The sequence below is a fragment of the Flavobacterium sp. FlaQc-48 genome, from assembly GCF_044007335.1.
Taxonomy (GTDB): Bacteria; Bacteroidota; Bacteroidia; order Flavobacteriales; family Flavobacteriaceae; genus Flavobacterium.
The window spans coordinates 98,382-122,145 of the sequence record NZ_JBIPCR010000010.1; the positions used below are offsets into that span (position 1 = coordinate 98,382).

General features: G+C 32.9%; 24 protein-coding genes. 20 read left to right on the forward strand and 4 right to left on the reverse strand.

Annotation, left to right across the window (positions count from 1 at the left end; translation table 11 throughout):
- Positions 1-226: 226 nt before the first annotated feature.
- Together ligA and ACHRWY_RS16385 are read left to right on the forward strand one after the other, a co-directional pair.
- Positions 227-2,233, forward strand: coding sequence for an NAD-dependent DNA ligase LigA (gene ligA / locus ACHRWY_RS16380; RefSeq protein ID WP_395356117.1), 2,007 nt, complete (start codon positions 227-229; stop codon positions 2,231-2,233).
- Positions 2,220-2,915 (forward strand): lysoplasmalogenase family protein, encoded by a 696-nt coding sequence (locus ACHRWY_RS16385; RefSeq protein ID WP_395356119.1) that lies wholly within the window; start codon positions 2,220-2,222, stop codon positions 2,913-2,915. Before ligA ends, ACHRWY_RS16385 begins: the two co-directional genes overlap by 14 nt.
- On the opposite strand, the gene ACHRWY_RS16390 is transcribed toward ACHRWY_RS16385, so the two are convergent.
- Positions 2,901-3,812, reverse strand: coding sequence for a bifunctional metallophosphatase/5'-nucleotidase (locus ACHRWY_RS16390; protein ID WP_395356120.1), 912 nt, complete (start codon positions 3,810-3,812; stop codon positions 2,901-2,903). The genes ACHRWY_RS16385 and ACHRWY_RS16390 overlap by 15 nt on opposite strands.
- A 53-nt stretch (positions 3,813-3,865) precedes the next feature.
- Positions 3,866-4,645 carry a 5'-nucleotidase C-terminal domain-containing protein gene (locus ACHRWY_RS16395; protein WP_395356121.1) on the reverse strand — a complete coding sequence of 260 codons (780 nt, stop codon included), beginning with the start codon at positions 4,643-4,645 and terminating at the stop codon, positions 3,866-3,868.
- A gap of 47 nt (positions 4,646-4,692) precedes the next feature.
- Between ACHRWY_RS16395 and ACHRWY_RS16400 the strand changes: the two genes are divergently transcribed.
- From ACHRWY_RS16400 to ACHRWY_RS16485, 18 genes are all read left to right on the forward strand, one after another.
- Positions 4,693-5,205, forward strand: coding sequence for a DUF6913 domain-containing protein (locus ACHRWY_RS16400; RefSeq protein WP_395356122.1), 513 nt, complete (start codon positions 4,693-4,695; stop codon positions 5,203-5,205).
- A gap of 16 nt (positions 5,206-5,221) precedes the next feature.
- Positions 5,222-6,103, forward strand: coding sequence for a 4-hydroxy-tetrahydrodipicolinate synthase (gene dapA, locus ACHRWY_RS16405; RefSeq protein ID WP_395356124.1), 882 nt, complete (start codon positions 5,222-5,224; stop codon positions 6,101-6,103).
- Positions 6,104-6,240: 137 nt separating this feature from the next.
- Positions 6,241-7,035: an outer membrane protein assembly factor BamD gene (locus ACHRWY_RS16410; RefSeq protein ID WP_395356125.1), complete on the forward strand. Its 795-nt coding sequence runs from the start codon at positions 6,241-6,243 to the stop codon at positions 7,033-7,035.
- Positions 7,036-7,043: 8 nt separating this feature from the next.
- Complete coding sequence (locus ACHRWY_RS16415; RefSeq protein WP_007807938.1) at positions 7,044-7,361, forward strand: DNA-directed RNA polymerase subunit omega; 318 nt, start codon at positions 7,044-7,046, stop codon at positions 7,359-7,361.
- A 9-nt stretch (positions 7,362-7,370) separates the two neighbouring features.
- A complete protein-coding gene (coaBC, locus tag ACHRWY_RS16420) occupies positions 7,371-8,588 on the forward strand; it encodes a bifunctional phosphopantothenoylcysteine decarboxylase/phosphopantothenate--cysteine ligase CoaBC (RefSeq protein ID WP_395356126.1) in 1,218 nt (405 codons plus the stop codon).
- A gap of 67 nt (positions 8,589-8,655) precedes the next feature.
- The gene (locus ACHRWY_RS16425; protein WP_395356127.1) at positions 8,656-9,540 is read left to right on the forward strand and encodes a DUF4835 family protein; all 885 of its coding nucleotides are present in this window, start codon (positions 8,656-8,658) and stop codon (positions 9,538-9,540) included.
- Positions 9,541-9,593: 53 nt separating this feature from the next.
- Positions 9,594-11,246, forward strand: a complete 1,653-nt coding sequence (gene recN / locus ACHRWY_RS16430) for a DNA repair protein RecN (RefSeq protein WP_395356128.1) — start codon at positions 9,594-9,596, stop codon at positions 11,244-11,246.
- A 52-nt stretch (positions 11,247-11,298) separates the two neighbouring features.
- A complete protein-coding gene (locus ACHRWY_RS16435) occupies positions 11,299-11,997 on the forward strand; it encodes a hypothetical protein (protein ID WP_395356130.1) in 699 nt (232 codons plus the stop codon).
- A gap of 65 nt (positions 11,998-12,062) precedes the next feature.
- Positions 12,063-13,253: an enoyl-ACP reductase FabV gene (gene fabV / locus ACHRWY_RS16440; protein ID WP_395356131.1), complete on the forward strand. Its 1,191-nt coding sequence runs from the start codon at positions 12,063-12,065 to the stop codon at positions 13,251-13,253.
- Positions 13,254-13,376: 123 nt separating this feature from the next.
- Positions 13,377-14,375, forward strand: coding sequence for a glycosyltransferase (locus tag ACHRWY_RS16445; protein WP_395356258.1), 999 nt, complete (start codon positions 13,377-13,379; stop codon positions 14,373-14,375).
- 1 nt (position 14,376) lies between these two features.
- Positions 14,377-14,973 (forward strand): dephospho-CoA kinase, encoded by a 597-nt coding sequence (gene coaE / locus ACHRWY_RS16450; RefSeq protein WP_395356132.1) that lies wholly within the window; start codon positions 14,377-14,379, stop codon positions 14,971-14,973.
- 59 nt (positions 14,974-15,032) lie between these two features.
- On the forward strand, positions 15,033-16,619 hold the full coding sequence (locus ACHRWY_RS16455; RefSeq protein ID WP_395356133.1) for a sensor histidine kinase: 1,587 nt from the start codon (positions 15,033-15,035) through the stop codon (positions 16,617-16,619).
- Positions 16,620-16,622: 3 nt separating this feature from the next.
- The gene (locus ACHRWY_RS16460; RefSeq protein WP_042564360.1) at positions 16,623-17,339 is read left to right on the forward strand and encodes a response regulator transcription factor; all 717 of its coding nucleotides are present in this window, start codon (positions 16,623-16,625) and stop codon (positions 17,337-17,339) included.
- 523 nt (positions 17,340-17,862) lie between these two features.
- Positions 17,863-18,609 (forward strand): hypothetical protein, encoded by a 747-nt coding sequence (locus tag ACHRWY_RS16465; RefSeq protein WP_395356134.1) that lies wholly within the window; start codon positions 17,863-17,865, stop codon positions 18,607-18,609.
- Positions 18,610-18,612: 3 nt separating this feature from the next.
- The gene (locus ACHRWY_RS16470; protein ID WP_395356136.1) at positions 18,613-20,004 is read left to right on the forward strand and encodes an RtcB family protein; all 1,392 of its coding nucleotides are present in this window, start codon (positions 18,613-18,615) and stop codon (positions 20,002-20,004) included.
- A 12-nt stretch (positions 20,005-20,016) separates the two neighbouring features.
- Entirely contained in the window at positions 20,017-20,628 is a 612-nt protein-coding gene (locus ACHRWY_RS16475) for a hypothetical protein (RefSeq protein WP_395356138.1), read from the forward strand.
- The gene (gene prfH / locus ACHRWY_RS16480; RefSeq protein ID WP_395356139.1) at positions 20,616-21,305 is read left to right on the forward strand and encodes a peptide chain release factor H; all 690 of its coding nucleotides are present in this window, start codon (positions 20,616-20,618) and stop codon (positions 21,303-21,305) included. Before ACHRWY_RS16475 ends, prfH begins: the two co-directional genes overlap by 13 nt.
- A complete protein-coding gene (locus ACHRWY_RS16485; RefSeq protein WP_395356140.1) occupies positions 21,292-21,828 on the forward strand; it encodes a hypothetical protein in 537 nt (178 codons plus the stop codon). The genes prfH and ACHRWY_RS16485 overlap by 14 nt, the downstream gene beginning before the upstream one ends.
- A gap of 112 nt (positions 21,829-21,940) precedes the next feature.
- Here the strand turns inward: ACHRWY_RS16485 and ACHRWY_RS16490 are convergent, their stop codons facing one another.
- Positions 21,941-22,687, reverse strand: a complete 747-nt coding sequence (locus ACHRWY_RS16490) for an acyl-[acyl-carrier-protein] thioesterase (protein WP_395356142.1) — start codon at positions 22,685-22,687, stop codon at positions 21,941-21,943.
- 29 nt (positions 22,688-22,716) lie between these two features.
- Positions 22,717-23,634 (reverse strand): tRNA (adenosine(37)-N6)-dimethylallyltransferase MiaA, encoded by a 918-nt coding sequence (gene miaA / locus ACHRWY_RS16495; RefSeq protein WP_395356143.1) that lies wholly within the window; start codon positions 23,632-23,634, stop codon positions 22,717-22,719.
- Positions 23,635-23,764 lie beyond the last annotated feature (130 nt).

Sequence of the window (23,764 nt, forward strand, 5' to 3'; positions counted from 1 at the left end):
TAATTGGATTGTTAGTATAAAAATATAAAACGAAGAAACCATTTGGAAGTTGGTTTTGTTTAATTCTTTTTAAGAATAATGGGCAAGAAGAAAATCAAGTTGCATCGTTTTGCAACTTGATTTTTGATTTTATAAAACTTTCTTTTTTTACTGTATTTGATCAAAAATAATCCTAATTTTGATATTCAGTTATTCAAAATCACAACCCACAGTATTTTATTATTTTATGAGTATTCAAGAAACCATTCAGACTTTACGAGAAGAACTTAATCAACACAACTACAACTATTATGTGTTAGATAATGCCACAATTTCTGATTATGATTTTGATATTAAACTAAAAGAACTTCAGGATTTAGAAAATAAATATCCGGAGTTTTTTGATGAAAATTCGCCAACACAACGCGTAGGAGGCACAATAACAAAAAATTTCAAAACGATCCCACATCAATATCGTATGTATTCCTTAGATAACTCTTACTCTAAAGAAGATTTGCTGGATTGGGAAAACCGGGTTCAGAAAGTATTAGGAAACGTTGATTTGCAATATACCTGCGAATTAAAATACGACGGGGCCTCAATAAGCATTACATACGAAAACGGAAAATTAGTTCAGGCTTTAACACGTGGAGATGGTTTTCAGGGGGATGAGGTTACCAACAATATCAAAACTATAAAATCAGTTCCGTTACGATTAAAAGGAAATTATCCGGAACGATTTGATATTCGTGGCGAAATTATTTTGCCATTTGCCGGTTTCGATAAAATGAATCAGGAACTAATCGAAATAGGCGAAACACCTTATTCAAACCCAAGAAATACAGCATCCGGAAGTTTAAAGTTACAAGACAGCGCTGAGGTTGCAAAACGCCCGCTTGAATGTTTGTTGTATTTTGTAACAGGAAACAACCTGCCGTTTAAATCCCAATTTGAAGGACTGGAATCTGCCAGAAATTGGGGATTCAAAGTGCCAGCCGAAGCAAAATTAGTTCATAACATGCAGGAAGTTTTTGACTTCATTGATTATTGGGATGTGCACAGACATACTTTACCTTACGAAACAGATGGAGTTGTTATAAAAGTAAACAGTATCCAGCATCAGGAAGAACTGGGATATACTTCAAAATCGCCTCGTTGGGCAATTGCATATAAATTTAAATCAGAACAGGTTTCTACGAAATTAAATTCTATTACGTATCAGGTGGGCCGTACAGGGGCGATAACTCCTGTGGCAAATTTGGCACCGGTACAATTGGCAGGAACCATTGTAAAAAGAGCTTCTTTGCACAATGCAGATCAAATAGAAAAACTGGATATTAGAATAAACGATACCGTTTTTGTTGAAAAAGGGGGTGAAATTATACCTAAAATCATTGCAGTTGATTTATCTCAACGTCCGGATAATTCAGAACCAACAGAATATATCACTCATTGTCCCGAATGTCAAAGCGAATTGGTTCGAAATGAAGGTGAAGCCAATCATTATTGCCCTAATTTTTACGGATGCCCTCCGCAGATTATAGGCAGGATCCAACATTACATTTCAAGAAAAGCAATGGATATTGAAGGACTTGGAGGAGAAACGGTTGCCTTGCTTTTTAAGAATGGTCTGGTGCATAATTACGCCGATTTATATGAATTAAAAGTAGAGGATATTTTGCACTTAGAAAGAATGGCAAAAAAATCTGCTGAAAATCTGGTAAATGGTGTAGAAAAGTCTAAAGAAATTCCTTTCGAAAGTGTACTCTTTGCACTCGGAATCCGTTTTGTAGGAGAAACTGTTGCTAAAAAACTAGCTAAACATTATAAAAATATTGATGCGTTAAGTCAGGCTTCTTTAATGGATCTGATTTTAGTAGACGAAATTGGGGAAAGAATTGCCAGAAGCGTCATTGAATTTTTTGAAAATGAAGAAAATAAAAAAATAATAGAGCGTTTAAAAAGCTACGGCGTTCAGTTTGAAGCTGTCCAAAAAATTAACCCAAATGCTACCGAGAAGTTTATAGGAAAAACATTTGTAGTTTCAGGTGTTTTTGCTCAATTTTCAAGAGACGAATTAAAGAAAACCATCGAAGATAACGGAGGAAAAGTTGGAAGCTCAATTTCGGCAAAAACAGATTTTGTTGTTGCAGGAGATAATATGGGTCCGGCGAAATTAGAAAAAGCCAACAAGCTAAATATCCCGATATTATCTGAAGAAGATTTTATAACCAAATTAAATGAAAGCGAATAAGCCGTCGTTGATTTTGTTCTTTTTAGCCCTGCTCTGTACAATTGTTTTTGATTGGACAGAGCAGGGATTTCTAGCCATCTATTCTAAAGCCATTATACTTCCGGCAATCTTTATCTATTTTTTGATCAGCAGTGAATTTAAAATAAGAAAAATAGAAGGTGTAATTTTTTTATTTTGTTTTATTGGCCAGGTCTTCGATTTGATGGATGTCGAAGTTTCAGAAATTGGAGGTGTTATTAGTTTTCTCTTAGTTTATCTTTTAATTGTCGTTCTTTTTATACGCGAACATGAAAAGGTAAAACTAACCAAGAAAGATATCCTGCCAGTATCTATAGTAATTATATTTATTGTCTACTTATTGGTTTCAGTACTTACTATGCAGTTTGACAACATGAAAAAGTTCAGCTTTCTTTATACTTTTTACGGAATAGTACTGAGCGTGCTGAGTTATTTTTCATTTGTAAGTTATATTACAAAAGGAACTCACATAGCCTTGCTAATGTCGCTAATGGCTATTAGTTATATCTTTTCGGATATCTTCTATATCTTTAATCAGTATTTTGCCTATTCTATAGTTTTGGTTTTAATTCGGGATATAACCCAAATTCTGGCTTACTTCTTTATGGTCGAATATTTTCTCGAAAAAGCCAGAATTCAAAAAAAGAATTTATACAATAATTGATCTTCCCTGGTTGGTGTGAGCTTTATCCTTGTCAAAATAAAAGTCAATTCGGCCTAAATTTATCCCGTAGCATCCCACCTGATTTACCAATACATTTTCACCGGCCTTATTTTTTACAATAGTCGGTTTGTCTAAAAAAGTATGCGTATGTCCACCAATAATTAAATCAATATCTTGTGTTTGTTCGGCAAATTTTAAATCAGAAATCTTAGATTCGTCGTCTTTGTATTTATAACCTAAATGCGAAAGACAAATAACCAAGTCGCATTTTTCCTGTTTTTTTAATAATTGTGTCATGTCCTGTGCAATCTCTACAGGATTATTGTAAACAGTTTCTTTATACATTTGTTTGTCTACCAAACCTGCAAGTTCAATTCCTACACCAAAAACACCTACTTTAATTCCGTTTTTATTAAAGATCTTGTATGGTTTTACAAGCCCGTTCATGACTGTATTTTTAAAATCATAATTAGAATTGATAAATTCAAAAGTGGCATGTGGCATTTGCGCATATAAACCGTCAAGGCCATTGTCAAAATCATGATTTCCAATTGTTGAAGCATCATATTTCATCATGCTCATTAATTTGAATTCCAGTTCGCCGCCATAATAATTAAAGTAAGGGGTTCCCTGAAAAATATCTCCGGCATCCAGTAAAAGAACATTTGGATTTTCCTGACGAATCGTTTCTATAAGTGCTGCTCTTCGGGACACTCCGCCTTTATTTGGATTACGCGGATCATCAGCAGGAAATGGATCTATATGACTGTGAACATCATTAGTATGTAGAATCGTTAAGTGCTTAATATCGTTACTTTCAAAACTGCTTAATGATAAGCCTAAACTTAATAAGGCAGTACTGGCAGCTGTTTTTTCGATAAATTCTCTTCTTTTCATTTTGTATGTTTTTTGCAGAAACGCCTGTATGTTATAATGTAATTGAAATGCTGTTATTCTTGTGTAATTCGAATATCTTTTGCGATTGGAATTGTGTCAACTTCTTTAAAATAATCAATTAATACATTTCTAAGTTTATAATTCAAATCATATTTCTGAACGCCTTTTGCGAAAAAAGTCATGCTGTCTCCGCCATTCGCTAAATAATCATTTGTAGCTACATAGTAGACCTTGTTAACATCAAGAGGTTTTCCCTGAATTAAAATGTTCTTAGCGGTGTTGTCTTTTGCGATTGTAAATGTCATTCCGGATAAAGGCTGAGGTTTTTTCTCCTTAATAATATAAGCTGCAATTTCAAGGATTTGATCTCCCTTTAATCCTATAACAACCAGATTGTTTTCAAAAGGCATAATTTCAAAAGCAGTTCTTGTAGTTACATTTCCTTTTGGTAAAATAGCGCGGATTCCACCATGGTTTAAAAGACATAAATCAATGCTTTTTTTCTCACGTGCTTTAAAAACAAGATTTCCTCTTTCTACACAGGCATCGGCGAGTAAGTTTCCAATACTGGTTTGCCATTTTCCGGTACTTTTATCAAGCGTTTCCGGGCAATAAGCTAAAACGCTGTCCAGATCCTTATTAATATGATCACGATAAGGTTTAATAAAACTTTCAATTGCGGGAGTTTCAGTACCTTTTTCAGTAATCGGAAGTTGTTTTCCTTCTATCTTCGTTAAATTATAATTTTTCTGACTACAGGAAAATATAAAAAAAAGTGTTAAGAATATAACAAAAAGTTTCAAAAATCCGTTATACTTTTTTAGTTTTACCATCTTAAATGCGACTTAAATAATTAATTTTGTAATCTGGCAAAAGTACTATGTTTTTAAATTATATAAAGGAATTTTTTGTAAAAAAATCATTAAAAAATAACTTGCATAATGTCAAAAACGAAGTATTTACAAGTAATATACAAACAATTGGTTTACTGATTGATGAAAGTAATTTTCATCATTCTAGCGATATAAAGAATGAACTGCTTGTGCAGGGAATAGCTGCTGAAAACATTACAATTGTTGCGTATAGAAGTAAATTTAATGAAAAAGAAACGTACTCACGACCTACTTTTGGTAAAAAAGACATCAATTGGAAAGGCGGGATTACGGCAGTTTTTTTAAATGAATTTATAGAAACAGAATTTGATCTTTTGATTAGTTATTATACGATCGAAACAGCCATTTTGATGATGATAACCAGCAAATCAAAAGCAAAGTTTAAAGTGGGATTTGCATCTGTAGATAAAAATCTAAATCGATGGATGATTGATACCGCTATAGAGAATTACAAACTTTTCGTTTTCGAATTGTTTAAATATTTAAAGAGTATAAAATAAAATTATAAATTAGAATATGCAATCATTAATAGGAACTGGTGTTGCGCTTGTAACCCCATTTAAAAAAGATTTTTCAGTTGATATCGAAGCTTTACAGCGTATCGTTAATTTTTCGATAGACGGTGGAGTTGAATATCTTGTAGTTATGGGTACAACAGCAGAAAATGCTACTCTGACACCAGCTGAAAAGGAATTGGTAATTACGACAGTGATCGATACTAATAAAGGAAGATTGCCTTTAGTTCTTGGAGTAGGAGGTAATAATACACTGCAAGTTGTTGAGGAATTAAAAACAAGGGATTTTTCGTCTTTTGAAGCTATACTTTCAGTTTCGCCATATTACAATAAACCAACTCAGGAAGGGATTTATCAGCATTTTAAAGCCATTGCTGAAGCTTCACCAATTCCGGTAATTTTATACAATGTTCCGGGAAGAACTTCAAGCAATATGTTGCCGGCAACAGTAATTCGTCTTGCAAATGATTTTGATAATGTTGTAGCGATAAAGGAAGCAGCAGGAGATCTTGTGCAGGCAATGCAACTGATTAAAAATGCACCAAAAGATTTTCTTGTAATTTCTGGAGATGATATGATTGCTTTACCAATCGTTTTAGCAGGCGGAGCAGGTGTAATTTCGGTTATTGGGCAGGGTTTTCCAAAAGAATTTTCAGAAATGATTCGTTTAGGATTAAATAAAAAGGTAAATGAAGCGTTTAAAACACAATACTTTTTATCAGATTGTATTGATATGATTTTTGAGCAGGGAAATCCAGCCGGAATCAAACAAGTCTTTCAAGCCCTTGGTATTGCTGAGAACACAGTACGTTTGCCTTTGGTAAGTGTAGATGATTCTTTAGGAAACAGATTGAATGATTTTGTAAAAAAGAGCATCAAATAAAAGTGAGATTGCCGGTATTTTATTATACCAAAAAAATATTTTGTAGTAGCTAAATTAATAACTAAATTTGCCACCGGAACTTCGGTGTGATTTTGCTTTGGCATAATTGTCTAAGAAATCATAATAAAAGTAAGAAAATGAAAAAAATAGTATCTCTATTAATTGTTGTTGTCCTTTTTTGTTCTTGTAGTGAATACCAAAAAGCATTAAAAAATGAAGATGTTGCAGCAAAGTTTGATGTGGCAACAAAAATGTACGATGCTGGTAAATATTCAAAAGCGATTCGTCTTTTTGAACAATTAGCCCCTTCTTATAGAGGAAAGCCCCAGGCAGAGAAACTTTTTTACATGTTTTCACAATCTTACTATAAATCAAAACAGTATTATTTGGCAGGTTATCAGTTCGAAAGCTTTGTTTCCGGGTATCCTCGTAGTGAGAAAGTTCAGGAAGCAGCCTTTCTTGGTGCTTACAGTTATTCGAAACTAGCGCCTGTTTACAGTTTAGACCAAACAGATACAGTAAAAGCATTGGAGAAATTACAGGCTTTTATTGATAACTATCCAAATTCCGAATACATTGTTCAGGCTAATGAAGCGGTTAAAATTTTAAATGGCAAGCTGGAGAAAAAAGCATACGAAAATGCCAAAGGATACAATACCATTTCAGATTATAAATCGGCATTGATTGCTTTTGATAATTTTATTGCTGACTTTCCGGGAACACCGCTTAAAGAAGATGCATTGTTTTACAAATACGATTCAGCATATAAATTAGCAATAAACAGTATTCCTTCAAAAATGGAAGAAAGATTAAATGTTGCAAAAGTGGCTTATAACAACTTAGTTAAGTTTAATAGTGCTACAAAATATAAAAAAGAGGCAGACGAAATGAATGCCAGAGTTGAAACAGATTTACAAAAATTTACTAAATAAATAAAGTCATGGATTTAAAAAAGACGAATGCTCCTGTAAATACAATAACTTACAATAAGACAGTTATTGAAGAGCCAACAGGAAATGTGTATGAAGCAATTACCATTATGGCTAAAAGAGCAAATCAAATTAATTCTGAAATCAAAAAAGAATTAACTGAAAAATTAGAGGAGTTTGCTACTTATAATGACAGTCTTGAAGAAGTTTTTGAAAATAAAGAACAAATTGAAGTTTCTAAATTTTACGAAAAATTACCAAAACCACACGCTTTAGCAGTTCAGGAATGGTTAGACGGTAAAACATACCACAGAGGTTCAAACAAATAATATAGTATAATGTCAGTTTTAAACGGGAAGAAAATTTTACTAGGTGTTTCTGGTGGAATTGCAGCCTATAAAACAGCCTCATTAGTACGACTTTTTATAAAAGCAGGTGCACATGTCCAAGTGATCATGACACCTGCTTCTAAGGATTTTGTAACGCCACTTACGTTATCTACCCTTTCAAAAAATCCGGTACATTCCAGTTTCTTTAATCAGGATGATGAAGACGCTGTCTGGAACAATCATGTTGAATTAGCACTTTGGGCCGATTTGATGTTAATTGCTCCGGCAACAGCTAATACGTTATCAAAAATGGTGACAGGAAACTGCGATAATCTTTTAATTGCAACTTATTTATCAGCTAAATGTCCCGTCTATTTTGCTCCGGCTATGGATCTGGATATGTACAAACATCCGTCAACCTTGTCTGGTTTTGCTGCCTTGAAGCAGTTTGGAAATATGATGATTCCTGCTGAAAATGGTGAGCTGGCAAGTGGCTTGTCCGGAGAAGGAAGAATGGCCGAACCGGAAAATATTATCGCTTTTCTCGAAGCTGATTTAGAAAGCAAATTACCCTTAAAAGGAAAAAAAATACTAATTACTGCCGGACCAACATACGAAGCAATAGATCCTGTACGTTTTATAGGAAATCATTCATCAGGCAAAATGGGTTTTGATCTCGCCAATGAAGCTGCTGGCTTAGGTGCGCAGGTTATTTTAGTATCGGGACCAACACATTATAAAGCAAAAAATAATCTGGTAGAAGTTGTAAATGTGATTTCGGCACAAGAAATGTACGATGCCTGCCATTTGTATTTTAATGATGTTGATGTTGCAATTGCAGCAGCAGCAGTAGCAGATTACAGGCCTAAAGTCGTAGCTTTACAAAAGATAAAAAAAGCTTCGGATGAGTTTTCAATAGAGCTTGAAAAAACAAAAGATATTCTGGCATCATTGGGAGTGATTAAAAAAAAGCAATTTTTAATTGGGTTTGCCTTAGAAACAGAAAATGAAATTGAGAATGCTAAGTTGAAAATTCAGAAAAAAAACTTAGATTTGATTGTTTTAAATTCCTTACAGGATGAAGGGGCCGGTTTTAAAAAAGAAACCAATAAAGTGACCTTTATTGATCAGGATTTTAAAATTGAACCAATGGAATTAAAATCAAAAGAATCTGTTGCAGTTGATATTTTAAACAAAGTAATTTCGCATTTTTCAGGATCGGAATGATTTAGAATAAAAACCTGCGAGTATGAATAGCAATTCTATTTGTGCTAAATCAAATTATTATCTTTGTATGAATAAACTAGTTGCTCTTTTAGTATTTTTATCTTTTGGCTTTACACAAGCACAACAGTTAAATTGTACCGTGACTATTAACACTGAAAGATTACCAAATCCAAATCAGCAAGTTTTTAAAACGCTTCAGACATCTTTATCTGAATTTATAAATAAAACAGACTGGACAGGTGCCGTTTTAAAGCAAAACGAGCGAATCAATTGCTCAATGTATATTACATTATCTTCAAATAGTTCGGATCAATTTACAGGAACAATTCAGGTTCAGGCTTCCCGATTGATTTTTAATTCCACCTATTCATCACCAATATTAAATTATAACGATAAAGATTTTAGTTTCAGATACACAGAATACGAACCGTTATTATTTAATCCTACTACGTACGAATCGAATTTAGTTTCGGTTGTTTCTTTTTACAGTTATTTGATTTTGGCTATAGATGCAGATACATTTCAGCAGGGTGGAGGAAGCCAATACTTTGAAACAGCGCAAAATATTGCAAATGTTGCACAACAAGGAGGTTTTAAAGGTTGGAGCCAGTCAGACGGAGTTCAGAATCGTTACTATTTAATTAACGATCTGATGTCACCAACTTATACTGATTTGCGTCAGGCCATGTTTATCTATCATAACGGTTTAGATGGTATGAGCGAGGATTTAAAAGCCTCAAAAGAAAAAGTAAAGTCAGCACTATTACTTCTTGGAAAGCTGAATTCCGTTAAGCCAAATGCTTTTTTGACCAGAGTGTTTTTCGATGCTAAATCAGACGAAATTGTTTCTATATTTTCCGGGGGACCTAATATTCCTGTTACAGATCTAACCGATGTTTTGAACAAAGTTTCGCCTTTGAATTCTACTAAATGGTCCCAGATTAAATTTTAATTCATTTTTTCAATTCATTTCTTTAATAACTTTTATATTCACACAATTTCCTTATGATAACGTCCTTGTCAATTAAAAACTATGCCCTGATTGAAAAATTAACTATAGATTTTTCAAAAGGTTTTTCTATAATTACAGGTGAAACAGGTGCAGGTAAATCTATTATTTTAGGAGCGATAGGGTTGGTTTTGGGAAAAAGAGCCGACTTAACATCGTTGAAAAATAAAGAGGAAAAATGTGTTATTGAAGCACAGTTTGAAATTTCGAAATACAACCTAAAAGAATTTTTTGAAGCAAATGATCTCGATTATGAAGATGATACTATCATTAGAAGAGAAATTTTGCCTTCAGGAAAATCCCGTGCATTTATCAATGATAGTCCTGTAAATCTTCAGGAATTACAAGACTTGAGTTTGTTTCTGATTGATATTCATTCACAGCAACAAACTCAGGAATTATCAGATGAGAGTGTTCAGTTTAAAATTATAGATGCTATTGCAAATAATGGTGAGACAATTCAGTCGTATCAAAATGCTCTAAAGAGTTATAAGTCAGATAAAACGAAGCTTAACGCTTTGTTGAAAAAACAAAGTGATTCAGGAAAAGAGCAGGAATACAATACTTTTTTATTGAATGAATTGGTTTCAGCGAAGTTGAAATCAGGCGAACAAGAAGAGTTAGAGGCTGATTTTGAGAAGCTTAACAATGTTGAGATCATAAAAGAGTCCATTGATAAATCGCTTGCCATTGCTAATGAAGAGCAATTTGGAGTTTTTCATAATCTAAATGAAATTAAAGCTTCGTTACAGAAAATAGCTCTTTTTTCGCCAGAATATCAGGCTGTTTTTGAGCGAATTACAAGTTTGGCTATTGAATTTGATGATGTTTCGAAAGAACTTCAAAACTCCTCAGAAAAATTATTAAACGATCCTGAACAATTAGAATTAGTAAGCCAAAAAATACAATTGATTTACAATCTGCAAAAAAAGCATCAGGTAACTACTGTTGATGAATTAATTGAAATTCAGGCAACTTTAGGTAATACGCTATTGGAGCTTGATAATATAGAAGAAGAAATAGCTGTTTTGTCAAAAGCAATTGAGCAAAAAGTGATAGAATTAGATGCTTTTTCTGAAAAAATTCACCAAAACAGAACAAAAGCAATTCCGGTTTTATCTCAAAAACTGGTTTCTATTTTAGAAACTTTAGGAATGCCAAATGTTCGTTTTAATATGGAACTATTACCATCAGAAACGTACTTTCAAAATGGAAAAGAGGAATTACAATTTTTGTTCTCTGCCAATAAAGGAACTGATTTCGGATTACTGAAAAAGGTAGCGTCAGGAGGAGAGATGTCTCGTATAATGTTGGCTGTTAAGGCGATATTAGCACAATATTCAAAACTGCCGACTTTAATTTTTGATGAAATTGATACAGGGGTTTCCGGAGAAATTGCCATCAGAATGGGAGAGATTATGAAAGAAATGAGTAGTACAATGCAAATTTTTGCCATTACTCACTTACCTCAAATTGCAGCTAAAGGAGATTCTCATTTTAAAGTTTCGAAATCTACAGTTGATGACGATACGCAATCAGAATTAAAGTTACTGTCTCAGGACGAAAGAGTTATAGAAATTGCTCAAATGTTATCAGGAGCAAACATCTCAGATTCGGCATTAAATCACGCAAAAGAATTATTAAATTAAATATTTAAATTATATTTGCTAGTGTAACTGTAAGGCTAAAACAGAAATAAATATGATTAAAAAATTATATGTTTTATTTTTTCTTTGCTTATTCATAAGTAAAATGAATGCACAGGATTCAGCTTCAAAAGAAACGACAGAATCAAATAATGGTGAAGCTAAATTTTATTTGGTAAAAGATTTTCCCGAAGGTGTGTATAGAACATATGATGATTTTGTTCAAAAAGTATCAATTAATATGGGTGATGCATTGGAAAGGCATACTATATTTGGTTCTAAGCCAATTGATAAGGATGTTGTAGCAGATCAGGTTTTCTTTTACTGGAAAAAAAATAATGTTAAAATTACAGATTATTTTGCTATTACTTATAAAGGTAGTCTATACATTCAGCAAAGATATCTTATGAAGTTTGCTTCAAAAGCAGATCGTAATATGTCAGCCGATAATCCAAATTCGTATCATAAAGTTTTAAATGATGGAAAGTTTTTATATCTCGAAGGCCCTTTTGCAAACGCATGGTCCAAAGCTTTCGCATATAATGGAGGTGCGGTAGGAGGAGCGATTGCCGGAAACCTGAATACGTTAAAAGGTATTGTATTTAATATCGATAAAAAAGAATTCGCTTTTATAAGAGAATGTGAAGATTTGAATACTCTTATTGGGGAGTATAATGGAGTTAAGGAGGAGTGTAAAGATAAAAAAATAGACATTTTAACAGTTAGGGAAAATGTTGGAAAGATTATAAAATAGAGATGCTAAAGCACGTCTTTAAAAATTAAGAATTTAGATCAAAATAAATTGAAATAATAAAGAGTATGATTATAGAACCTAGAATGAGAGGATTTATTTGTTTGACAGCACACCCAAAAGGCAGCGAACAAAATGTTAAAAATCAAATAGAATATATAAAATCAAAAGGACCAATTGCAGGTGCAAAAAAGGTACTGGTGATTGGGGCTTCAACAGGTTTTGGATTAGCTTCAAGAATTACAAGTGCTTTTGGATCTGATGCTGCAACTATTGGAGTGTTTTTTGAAAAACCACCGGTGGAAGGAAAAACAGCTTCACCAGGCTGGTATAATTCTGCTGCATTTGAAACAGAGGCTCATAAAGCAGGTTTATATGCGAAAAGTATCAATGGAGATGCTTTTTCAAACGAAATAAAAAGACAAACTTTAGATTTGATCAAAGCTGATTTAGGTCAGGTTGATTTAATCATTTACAGTTTAGCGTCACCAGTTCGTCAACACCCTGTAACAGGAGTTTTGCACCGTTCTGTACTAAAGCCAATCGGACAAACTTTTACCAATAAAACAGTTGATTTTCATACTGGAAATGTTTCAGAAGTTTCTATTGCTCCGGCAAACGATGAAGATATTGCCAATACAGTTGCTGTAATGGGAGGTGAAGACTGGACGATGTGGATTGACGCTTTAAAAGCTGAAAATTTATTAGCTGAAGGAGCTACAACCGTTGCTTATTCTTATATAGGGCCATCATTGACAGAGGCAGTTTACCGTAAAGGTACAATTGGTCGTGCAAAAGATGATTTAGAAGCTACAGCATTTTCTATTACAGACAGTTTGAAATCTATTGGAGGAAAAGCTTATGTTTCGGTGAACAAAGCCTTAGTAACACAGGCAAGTTCTGCAATTCCGGTTATTCCGTTGTATATTTCTCTTTTATATAAAATTATGAAAGAAGAAGGGATACATGAAGGTTGTATTGAGCAAATTCAGCGTTTGTTTAAAGACAGATTGTACAATGGTGCTGATGTTCCTGTAGATGAAAAAGGCAGAATCAGAATCGACGATTGGGAAATGCGTGATGATGTACAGGCTAAAGTGGCTAAACTTTGGTTAGAGGCTACAACTGAAACATTACCTGCAATTGGGGATTTGGCAGGATACAGAAATGATTTCTTAAATCTTTTTGGATTTGAATTTGCAGGAGTAGATTATAAAGCAGATGCAAATGAAGTGGTTGAAATTGAAAGTATCAAATAGACAAGAAATAATATAAACTGAAAAACCATCAACCTAAAGTTGATGGTTTTTTTATGAATATAACATATCTTTGTTAAAATTTTGAAATTTAAATATTGCCACTTTAATACCGCACATCCCGTTATGATTTTTTCTTTAATTATACCCGTGTATAATCGTCCAGATGAAGTTGATGAACTTTTAGAAAGTCTCTCAAAATCTGATTATAATGAAGCTTTTGAAATAGTTCTTGTTGAAGACGGATCATCAATACCGTGTAAGGATGTTGTGATGACCTATCAGGGGAAATTGAATATATCCTATTATTTTAAAGAAAATTCAGGACCTGGAGATTCAAGAAATTTTGGAATGCAGAAAGCGCGAGGGGATTATTTTATCATTTTTGACTCGGATTGCATTATTCCTTCTCATTATCTAACAGAAGTTCGAAAAGCATTAAATGCAGACTATGTGGATTGTTTTGGGGGACCGGATAAAGCGTTAGATAGCTTTTCTAATATTCAGAAAGCAATTAATTTTGCTATGACCTCTTTTCTTACTACAGGAGGAATTCGTGGAGGTTCTGAAAAAATTAATAAATTTCAGCCTCGTAGTTTTAATATGGGAATTTCGAAAAAAGCATTTGAAGCATCAAAAGGTTTTGGAAATATCCATCCCGGAGAAGATCCGGACCTTTCTATTCGTTTGTGGAATTTAGGATTTGAAACCAGATTGTTTACGGAAGCTTATGTGTATCATAAACGCAGAATTGATTGGGAAAAATTTTCTGTTCAGGTGAATAAATTCGGAATCGCGAGACCTATTTTAAATAGCTGGTATCCGGAACACAATAAGTTGACTTTTTTCTTTCCTTCACTATTTATATTGGGTCTATTATTAGCTTTTTTACTATTAATATTCAATATTGATATATTATTACAATTATATTTTGTATATTTCGTTATAATTTTTCTTACAGCAAGTATTCAAAATAAAAGTATTAAAATTGGATACCTTTCTGTAATTGCAGTTTGGAAACAGTTTTATGGATATGGGACAGGGTTTTTAAAATCTTTCATTAAAATTATTCTATTAAAGAAAAAACCACAAGAAGCTTTTCCTCGTATGTTTTTTAAAGTATAATATGACTAAAATAATTGGCTTAACTGGTGGAATCGGAAGTGGAAAATCAACTATTGCAGGCTTTTTTACCGAAATGGGGATTCCTGTTTATATCGCAGATGACCAGGCTAAAAAAGTAATGCAGTCTGAAAATATTGTACAGCAAATAAAAGCAACTTTTGGGAATACCCTTTTTGAAAATGAAATTTTAAACAGAGCAAAGCTGGCTGAAATTGTATTTAATAATACAAATAAATTAGCAGCACTAAATGCTATAGTACATCCTGCAGTAAAAGAAGATTTTAAGTTGTGGCTTCAGGAGCATAAAAACTACCAATATGTAGTTTACGAAGCGGCAATTTTGTTCGAAAGCGGCCGTTATAAAGATTTCGATGTTATTATAACTGTTACAGCTCCGGAAGAAACCAGAATTGAGAGAGTGATAAAGCGAGATAACACAACCCGTGAGCAAGTTTTGAGCAGGATGAAAATGCAGTGGAATGACGAAAAACGAATTTCATTAAGTAATTTTGTAATTAATAACAGTAATCTTAAAATTGCCAGAGAAGAAGTTGTTAAAATTCTTAAAATTTTAAATATAAAACAAAATCAGTCTTAAATGTTAATATTTGGTTAATGTATTATTTAGTATATTGTTAAAATATTAATTTTGTTTCGATGAATAAATTATTTTTTAGAATACTTGTTTTACTGATGAGTTTATCCTTGATAGGGATCATTCTGGTTCAAGTATATTGGTTCAATTCGTCGTTCAAAAATAATGACGAACAATTTAAATACCATGTTACCCAAGTAATAGGAAATGTGGCTGATAAACTTGAAAAACAAGAAGAATATAGTTATTATGCAGACTATAATCATCTAAAAGAAAGTACAGGAAAAGCTCCCAAAAAAGAAGATTTACTGGAAGTCTACTATGTTCAAAGAAATACAAAAACAAATAAAACTATTGTATACTCAAATACACTTTCTTCTGAAGATTATGGCGTAAATAATTCATTATTTAATAAAAAATTCTCCAGCGACAGATTTAAAAGTTTTAACTCCAAAAGAGTAACTGAAGTTTACAATAATAACAATATAGTCGATCAAAATTCTTTAAGTCAAAGTGTTATTCCTGATTTGAAAATTGAAAAATCCGGAAATTTAGATATCTTAAGTAAGGTTCAAAGAGAAATTTCGGTTAAAGACTTTGCAGATGCATTGCCAATAGACGAAAGAGTTTCTAAAGAAAAATTACAAAATTTACTAAAAAAAGAACTTGCAGAATATGGTGTAAAAACCAAGTTTGAGTTTGGCGTTCTAAATAATGGTTTACCAACTAAGATTAAGTCGGAAAGTTTTCATTATGATAAAGATGCTAGTTATCATGTACCTATTTATACTGATAATGAAGGAAACAGTAAGTATGAGTTATATATAACTTTTCCTCACAAAAAGAAATTCTTATTGTCTGAATTGTTGAGTATTACAATATTGTCGATAATTTTTACATTAATTATAATAGTTGCTTACACAAGTGCGTTAAATCAATTACTGCGTCAAAAGCATATTTCTGAAATCAAGACAGATTTTATTAATAACATGACACATGAATTTAAAACGCCAATTGCAACCATAAATTTGGCACTTGATGCAATTAAGAATCCTAAAATTATTGAAGATAAGGAAAAGGTTTTCCGATACCTCCAAATGATTCGGGATGAGAATAAAAGAATGCATGCCCAGGTTGAAAATGTATTGCGTATTTCTAAATTAGAAAAAAGAGAGCTCGATATTACAAAAGAACCCACTGCAGTACATGATATAATTGATGATGCAATTGAGCATGTTAATCTAATTTTAGAAGACAGGCACGGAACAGTCGTAAAACACTATAATGCAGTAAGAACGACTTGTTTAATTAATGAGGTACATTTTACAAACGTATTGGTAAATATTTTAGAAAATGCCATAAAATATTCGCCTGATGTTCCTGAAATTGAAATTTTTACAGAGAATGTTAAAGATATTATTCTGATAAAAGTAAAAGATAATGGTTTAGGTATGAGTAAAATAGCTCAGAAGAGAGTTTTTGAGAAATTTTACAGAGAACATACAGGAGATTTACATAATGTAAAAGGGCACGGATTAGGTCTTGCGTATGTAAAAAGAATAGTAGAGGATCACAATGGTCAAGTATATGTTGAAAGCGAAAAAGGAAAAGGTAGCACCTTTATAATAAAAATACCATTAATAAATTAAAATATGGAAAATAATAACAAAAGAATACTTTTAGTAGAAGATGACCTTAATTTTGGGGCAGTTCTTAAAGATTATCTAATGTTAAATGACTTTGAAGTTACTTTAGCTAAAAACGGTATGGAAGGTTTCGAGAAATTCAAGAAGGATGTTTACGATTTGTGTATTCTTGATGTAATGATGCCTTATAAAGATGGTTATACTTTAGCCAAAGAGATTAGAGAAAAAAACAGCGAAGTGCCAATTATCTTCTTAACAGCAAAATCGATGAAAGAAGATGTGTTAAAAGGTTACAAAGCCGGTGCTGATGATTACCTGAATAAACCTTTTGATTCAGAAGTTTTATTGATGAAAATCAAAGCTATTATTCAGAGAAAATCTGCTGATACAAAAGCAGAACAAGTACAGTTTGAGTTTAATATAGGTAAATTTCACCTAAATTCTAAACTTAGATTCTTAACATTTGAAAATGAAGAGCCAATAAAATTGTCTCCAAAAGAGAATGAATTACTTAAAATGTTGATTCTTCATGAAAATGATTTAATGCCAAGAGAATTAGCTTTAACTAAAATCTGGAGAGATGATAACTACTTTACTTCAAGAAGTATGGACGTTTACATCGCGAAACTTAGAAAATATTTAAAATCTGACGAGGATGTTGAAATTCTTAACATTCATGGTGAAGGTTTCAGATTAGTCGTTAAAAGTAAAGTTTCCGAATAATAAGAATTCACCCAAATAAAAACACAAGCTCTGAGAAATCAGGGCTTTTTTTATGTTTTTATCTTTCTAAAGCTACTTTCTAATCTAAATTTTAGTTTGTAGATTTTGTTGTTTATAATGCTGGTTTCCAGTTGTGTAGATATTTTTTTACTGTACCTTTTTTTGTGTGAAATGTTTTTAGACGAATTTTCTTTAAAATAAATTTGGAAAATCAAAAAACAATTCTGAATATTTGCAGACGAAAAAAATAATAAACCTCTAAAAACGAAGAAAAATGTTTGTACTTACATTGACATCTCAAAGCTTTACACCAAACAAATTTGGTGCAGCGCTTCTTCGTGGCTTATTTCAATCTTAGAAATTCAATTTTTAGATATATAAAAAAGCCCGAAGACATTTAGTTTCGGGCTTTTTTTATTCTAGACACTTCAAATTTTCCCGAATAATCGATTTTATTATTTATCCTCAGGGATAAAATGTTATGGCCAGTTTGGCTATTAATTTAATGCACTATAATTTTTTTATGGAAAATTATACAGCAGAGGAGTATGCTTTGTGCTCCCGCTTTAAAAATAAAAGAACAAAGAAAAGATTAGTAAAAGAAGATTTTGAAAAACAATTAATTCAATTAAGAAAACTTGAAGTCGAACTCTGGAAAAAACGGCAAGAATTACCATTAGTTCCTTTAGCAGTTCCTTATCAAAAAGGCTGGCAGCGCAATTTTGTACTAAGAGAAGATATAGCAAGATCAAGCGAATATTCTTTTTACAAAGTATTGCTGGAAAAGATAAATACAGTGCAATTCTCTTCGGAAAAATCTTTTAAGAAAAAGAAAAAACGAAAAAGAAAGCATGTATATGTTGAAAAGCTTCAAACAGTACAAGAGTTTTCTGAATCAGAGTGGAGAAGTCCAAAATTAGCATTAACTGAAAAAGAAAAAACGCATTTTTATAAAAGGGAACGCTGGTGTCCTAATTGTAAACGCTATAAAATTCATTATGTATTTAATGAACCCTGGCGCTATGTGTTTCGCATTAAGCCTTATATGATAACGCATACTAAAATGGTTGATGCAGTTTTGGAAAGTGAAATTCAGGTTCTCGACAATTACATTACTAATCTTAATTTGAGATATAAAATAAACAAATTAGTACATGGTTCCTCTTATCGTTATAAGTATTATCAAACTGAAAATCCGAGAGAGTTAAACCCAATTAAAAATAAAAGTCTTCATGTATTGTACCAACAATACAGAGACGAAATGATATAAATCATGGGAAATAAATTATCCGGAAAAGACTTAATTAAATTAGGCTTTCCAAAAAATAATTCAATAAATATCGCCTTAGGGCAAATAAACAGATATAGAAAAAGAGAGAAAAAAGAATCTATTCTAACAGAAGCCAAAGAGGTTTTACTTCATCCTGAAAAGTTTGAAGGACACGGAACCTGGGGAAAAGTTGCTGAAGGGTTGATAAAACCGGTTCAGGTCAGAATGCATCAGTTGAAGACAACAAGGGTTCCTTTTACCATTTTTGGAGAAAATGAAATAGATCAGCAGGCAAAGTTTCAATTGTATGATTCTTTAAAATTGCCAATTTCAGTTGCAGGCGCTTTAATGCCGGATGCGCATTCAGGTTATGGATTACCAATTGGAGGTGTTTTAGCAACAGATAACGCCGTAATTCCGTATGGAGTGGGAGTTGATATCGGCTGTCGAATGAGTTTGTCTATTTTTGATTTACCGGCTTCATATTTTAAAGGAAAAGAGCATCAGTTGCAGGCCATTTTAAAAGACAATACCAAATTCGGAATGAATGAAACACATGCTACGAAAGCAGATCATGATGTTTTTTACAAAAGCGAATTTCAGGATATTCCTTTATTAAAAAATCTTTTGCCTAAAGCTTACAAACAGCTAGGAAGTTCAGGCGGAGGAAACCATTTTGTAGAATTTGGTATCGCTAAAATTGACAATCCGGAGAATGAATGGAAGTTAGGAGTTGGAGAGTATTTCGCCGTTTTATCGCACAGCGGTTCCCGAGGTTTAGGAGCAAACATTGCGAAGCATTATACGTATCTGGCAACGAAACAATGTCCGCTACCAAAGAATGTACAACATCTGGCATGGCTCGATTTAAACACACACGATGGTCAGGAATATTGGCTGGCAATGAATTTAGCCGGAGAATATGCAAAAGCATGCCACGATGATATTCATCGCAGAATTGCCAAAGCCATAGGAAAAAGGGTAGTGGTTACGATTGAAAATCATCACAACTTTGCCTGGAAAGAAATGGTAAACGGACAAGAATGTATCGTGCACAGAAAAGGAGCAACTCCTGCTGCCCAAGGTCAATTGGGGATTATTCCGGGATCGATGACAGCTCCGGGATATATTGTAAAAGGTAAAGGAAATCCGGAAAGTTTAAACTCGGCTTCGCATGGAGCGGGACGTTTATTTTCGAGAGCAAAATGCAAGGCTACTTTTACACAAAGTGAGATTAAGAAAGTGCTTAAAGCGAATGATGTAACCTTAATTGGCGGTAATATTGATGAAGCACCAATGGCTTACAAAGACATAACAAAAGTAATGGGAAATCAGACTGATTTGGTTGAAGTTTTGGGAACTTTCACCCCAAAAATTGTTAGAATGGACCGATAAAAAAGTAAGATTATGAAAAGGTTTCAGGATGAAAATAAATTTTTAGGAAGTTTTGCTAATGAGATTTTAGTAAAATGTCCTAAATGTGATTCTAAGTCGGTGGTTAAAAAAGAACCTGTGGCAGAGTGTAAATGTGGATATTGTCAGACTAAAGTTTTTGAATGTAAACATTGTTACTATAAACTTGAAAAACCGGTTTATCAATACATAGCATATGGAAATCCGTATTGCAATAATTGTTACGAGCAATATGAATTTGAGTCTCAGTTATTAAAAGAAAGACCAGAAAAATACAAAGCAAAATGCCCAAATTGTAACTTTCAGGAAGATTGGAAACCAAAAGTAAAAAAGGTTTTGCAGAATTTAGAAGTCAAAGACGGTTTAGTTAAAGAGCAATATTATAATTTTCCTCTTTGGTTTCAAAAGGAATTTAACGGAAATATTTTTTGGGCTTATAATTATGATCATATTCATTATTTAGAAAGGTATATTCAAGCTGGTTTGAGAGAACGAAATTCAAAAGTAAACTATAATTCAAGTTTAGTCTCTTGTTTACCACAATTTATAAAAGAAGCTAAGAACAGAGAAAAGCTTCTTAAAATATTAGAAAAATGGAAAAAATAATTCAGATAACAGCTGGTCGCGGACCAGCAGAATGCACTTGGGTGGTTGCCCAAGTGCTTAAAAAAGTATTAGACGAAGCGCAGGAGCAAGGTTTAGAAACTACTTTGCTTCAAAGAGAGGTTGGTTCGGAAAACGGAACGGTAGAGACGGCGACAATTGCTGTAAAAGGACAAAACGCTGCAATATTCGCGAATTCCTGGATAGGTACAATTCAATGGATTGGTCAGAGTCAGTTTAGGAAAATGCACAAACGTAAAAACTGGTTTATTGGCATATTTGAAATTGAACCGCAAAAAAATGCGTCTATTTCAGAAAATGATATTCAGTATCAGGCAATGCGCAGTTCCGGTGCGGGCGGGCAACATGTCAATAAGGTAAGTTCTGCTATTAGAGCCACTCATATTCCAACAGGAATTGCAGTTGTGGCCATGGATAGCCGTTCGCAACACCAAAACAAAAAACTGGCAACAGAAAGATTATTAAAAAAATTAGAAGGCGAAACTTTGCAACAGCTTAAAAATCATGTGGAAAAACAATGGGAAAATCAACTGAATATTCAGCGAGGTAATCCTGTGAGAGTTTTTAGCGGGTCTGACTTTAAAAAGAATAAAGTGGAGAAAAGTTACAAAGGGACCCGTCAGAAATTAAAAAACGATTTACGAAATGAAAACAATTGATAAATACCTTTTTCAGGCTTTGGATAATTATCCCTATTCGCTTGAAGAAACTATAGAATCCTTAGACTATGCTTTTTCTTATGATACAAAAAACACCATGGTTTTGTGTTTGTATGGAAGAATTCAGGCAGAACAATTAATGAATTATGAAGAGGCGAAATCTTATTTTCAGGATGCTTTGGCTATAAATATACAGGCGCTTGAAGTATATCCACATTATATTCAGACTTTAATTTTGAATCAAGATTATAAAGAAGCGCAAAAGCTTATTGATTTTGCTTTGACGATAAAAGGAATAAATAAATCTGAAATCTATGTAAAAAAGGCCATTCTTTTAGAAGCGCAACTTCAATTTAAAGAGGCGTTGACAGCTATTAAAAATGCAAAACTGTATACACTACAATTTGCTTTTGAATCGGATATTACGGAAGTAGAAAAAAGAATAAAGGGCAAGATTGATTTGTTGAAAAATAAAAAGAACCCAAAGAAATCGAAAAAAGATTCTGAAAAGAAATCAAAGTGATGCTGATAAAACAAAAACGATGTGGTTCAATTAGGACCGCATCGTTTTTTTATTAGTTCAAAGTGTTTTAGCTACGAATTCACGAATTTTAAATTTAAAATTTGTGGGCAATTTATTTCCAGTGTAATTCTAACGCAAAACAGGTTTTTTCACCTTTTGTAATACTGAATGTTGCTGTGGTATGATCATCATCTTCGCTTTCATGAATGACTACATTATCTTTTAGCGAAAGTTCTTTCATGAAATTCATTTCAAAACTTTTTACTTCTTGTTTTAAGATTCGTTTTTCATCGACATGATCCAGGCACCATTCTAAATACTTGACATTGTTTACATGATTAACGATATCTAAATCTGATAAATAAACTGTTTTTTCGAAAACGGCTTCTTTTTCGTGATTGATGTTGATTTTAGAAAATCCTTCGGTTGTAGCCCTGTTTTCAGGAAATAATTCGAAATGTTCAAACGGTAAAGCTAAAGCTTCCGGGCGACGTGATTGGGTATTAAAAACAGCCCAATAGGTTTCGCAACCTACTATTTTTTCCCCGTTTACATACATTTCAAGTGCACGAACAGAGCGGGAATTTTCTAAACTGTTAATCCATGTTTTTACGGTTACAATATCCTGCCATCTTGGTAAAGCAGTTACTTCAACTCGCATACGGCTTAGGACCCAGGCTTGGTGGAATTCCTGCATGTCAAAAAAACTGATACCTCCAACTTCAGAATGTGCTGCAGCGGTTAATTGTAAAATATTGCATAAATCAGTATATTTTAAAAAACCTGTAGGTGTACATTGTGTAAAATTGATTTCCCAGTCTTTGCTTAAAACGGATGTAAAATTGGGTGATATAGGCATTGGTAATTTTATATTTTAAATGGTTGATTTTATATTTTAGATTCAATAAATGAAATGATTTTGGCTTTTGGGGTAGCGTAATCAAACCATTTAGTGGCCTCGTTTCTTTTGAACCAGGTCAGTTGTCTTTTGGAAAAACGTCGGGTATTTTTCTTGATTTCTTCGATGGCAAAAGGCAGAGAGAAATCTCCGTCAAAATAACTAAATAATTCTCTATAACCCACCGTTTGGAGCGCATTTAACGATTTATTAGGATACAATGTCTGTGCTTCTCCCAATAAACCTTCATTCATCATAAGATCTACACGTTGATTAATTCTATTGTAAATGACTGGCCTGTCAGCATCTAATCCAATTAAAACAGGATTGAAGTTTCTGTTGTTTTTCTTCTGATTTAAAAAAGAAGAGTATGGTTTTTGGCTTCCGATACAAACTTCTACAAAACGCATCATTCGTTGTGGATTTTGAAGCGTTTGCGGATTTTCGACTGTTATTTTTTGGTAATAGTCAGGATCTAAGTTTTGTAATTGTTCCTGCAAGTAGTTTATTCCCAGTTTTTCATAGTTTGAATTTACTTCAGAACGTATTAGGGGGTTAATTTCAGGAAATTCATCAAAACCTTTTAGAATAGCATCTACATATAATCCTGAACCACCAATAAGAATGACAAAATCATTGTTGTGAAAAAGTTCTTCTATTTTAGCCAAAGCTTCTTTTTCATAATCACCAACAGTATAATTTTCAAAAATAGATTTGTTTTGAATAAAGTGATGTTTGGCTGAATTCAATTCTTCCTGATTTGGAACTGCTGTGCCAATGGTCATTTCTTTAAAAAATTGACGGCTGTCACAAGATACGATTTCGCATTTAAAATGTTGAGCCAAAGCAATACTCAAGGCTGTTTTGCCTATTGCTGTTGGTCCGACGATGGTTATTAAGTGTTTCATATTTTTTTAATCCGGATGAAAGTAAAAACTCCGGACTTGTATATTTTAGTTTTTTTGGACAAACGAGCTATTTTAGAAGCTCCTTTTATGTCTTAAAAAAGTAATAAAGATAAATAGGAGTTGTGCTGTG

Coding starts and splice junctions, on each gene's coding strand:
- ligA (WP_395356117.1), top strand. CDS start 227: ATGAGTATTCAAGAAACCATTCAGACTTTACGAGAAGAACTTAATCAA.
- ACHRWY_RS16385 (WP_395356119.1), top strand. CDS start 2,220: ATGAAAGCGAATAAGCCGTCGTTGATTTTGTTCTTTTTAGCCCTGCTC.
- ACHRWY_RS16390 (WP_395356120.1), bottom strand. CDS start 3,812: ATGAAAAGAAGAGAATTTATCGAAAAAACAGCTGCCAGTACTGCCTTA.
- ACHRWY_RS16395 (WP_395356121.1), bottom strand. CDS start 4,645: ATGGTAAAACTAAAAAAGTATAACGGATTTTTGAAACTTTTTGTTATA.
- ACHRWY_RS16400 (WP_395356122.1), top strand. CDS start 4,693: ATGTTTTTAAATTATATAAAGGAATTTTTTGTAAAAAAATCATTAAAA.
- dapA (WP_395356124.1), top strand. CDS start 5,222: ATGCAATCATTAATAGGAACTGGTGTTGCGCTTGTAACCCCATTTAAA.
- ACHRWY_RS16410 (WP_395356125.1), top strand. CDS start 6,241: ATGAAAAAAATAGTATCTCTATTAATTGTTGTTGTCCTTTTTTGTTCT.
- ACHRWY_RS16415 (WP_007807938.1), top strand. CDS start 7,044: ATGGATTTAAAAAAGACGAATGCTCCTGTAAATACAATAACTTACAAT.
- coaBC (WP_395356126.1), top strand. CDS start 7,371: ATGTCAGTTTTAAACGGGAAGAAAATTTTACTAGGTGTTTCTGGTGGA.
- ACHRWY_RS16425 (WP_395356127.1), top strand. CDS start 8,656: ATGAATAAACTAGTTGCTCTTTTAGTATTTTTATCTTTTGGCTTTACA.
- recN (WP_395356128.1), top strand. CDS start 9,594: ATGATAACGTCCTTGTCAATTAAAAACTATGCCCTGATTGAAAAATTA.
- ACHRWY_RS16435 (WP_395356130.1), top strand. CDS start 11,299: ATGATTAAAAAATTATATGTTTTATTTTTTCTTTGCTTATTCATAAGT.
- fabV (WP_395356131.1), top strand. CDS start 12,063: ATGATTATAGAACCTAGAATGAGAGGATTTATTTGTTTGACAGCACAC.
- ACHRWY_RS16445 (WP_395356258.1), top strand. CDS start 13,377: ATGATTTTTTCTTTAATTATACCCGTGTATAATCGTCCAGATGAAGTT.
- coaE (WP_395356132.1), top strand. CDS start 14,377: ATGACTAAAATAATTGGCTTAACTGGTGGAATCGGAAGTGGAAAATCA.
- ACHRWY_RS16455 (WP_395356133.1), top strand. CDS start 15,033: ATGAATAAATTATTTTTTAGAATACTTGTTTTACTGATGAGTTTATCC.
- ACHRWY_RS16460 (WP_042564360.1), top strand. CDS start 16,623: ATGGAAAATAATAACAAAAGAATACTTTTAGTAGAAGATGACCTTAAT.
- ACHRWY_RS16465 (WP_395356134.1), top strand. CDS start 17,863: ATGGAAAATTATACAGCAGAGGAGTATGCTTTGTGCTCCCGCTTTAAA.
- ACHRWY_RS16470 (WP_395356136.1), top strand. CDS start 18,613: ATGGGAAATAAATTATCCGGAAAAGACTTAATTAAATTAGGCTTTCCA.
- ACHRWY_RS16475 (WP_395356138.1), top strand. CDS start 20,017: ATGAAAAGGTTTCAGGATGAAAATAAATTTTTAGGAAGTTTTGCTAAT.
- prfH (WP_395356139.1), top strand. CDS start 20,616: ATGGAAAAAATAATTCAGATAACAGCTGGTCGCGGACCAGCAGAATGC.
- ACHRWY_RS16485 (WP_395356140.1), top strand. CDS start 21,292: ATGAAAACAATTGATAAATACCTTTTTCAGGCTTTGGATAATTATCCC.
- ACHRWY_RS16490 (WP_395356142.1), bottom strand. CDS start 22,687: ATGCCTATATCACCCAATTTTACATCCGTTTTAAGCAAAGACTGGGAA.
- miaA (WP_395356143.1), bottom strand. CDS start 23,634: ATGAAACACTTAATAACCATCGTCGGACCAACAGCAATAGGCAAAACA.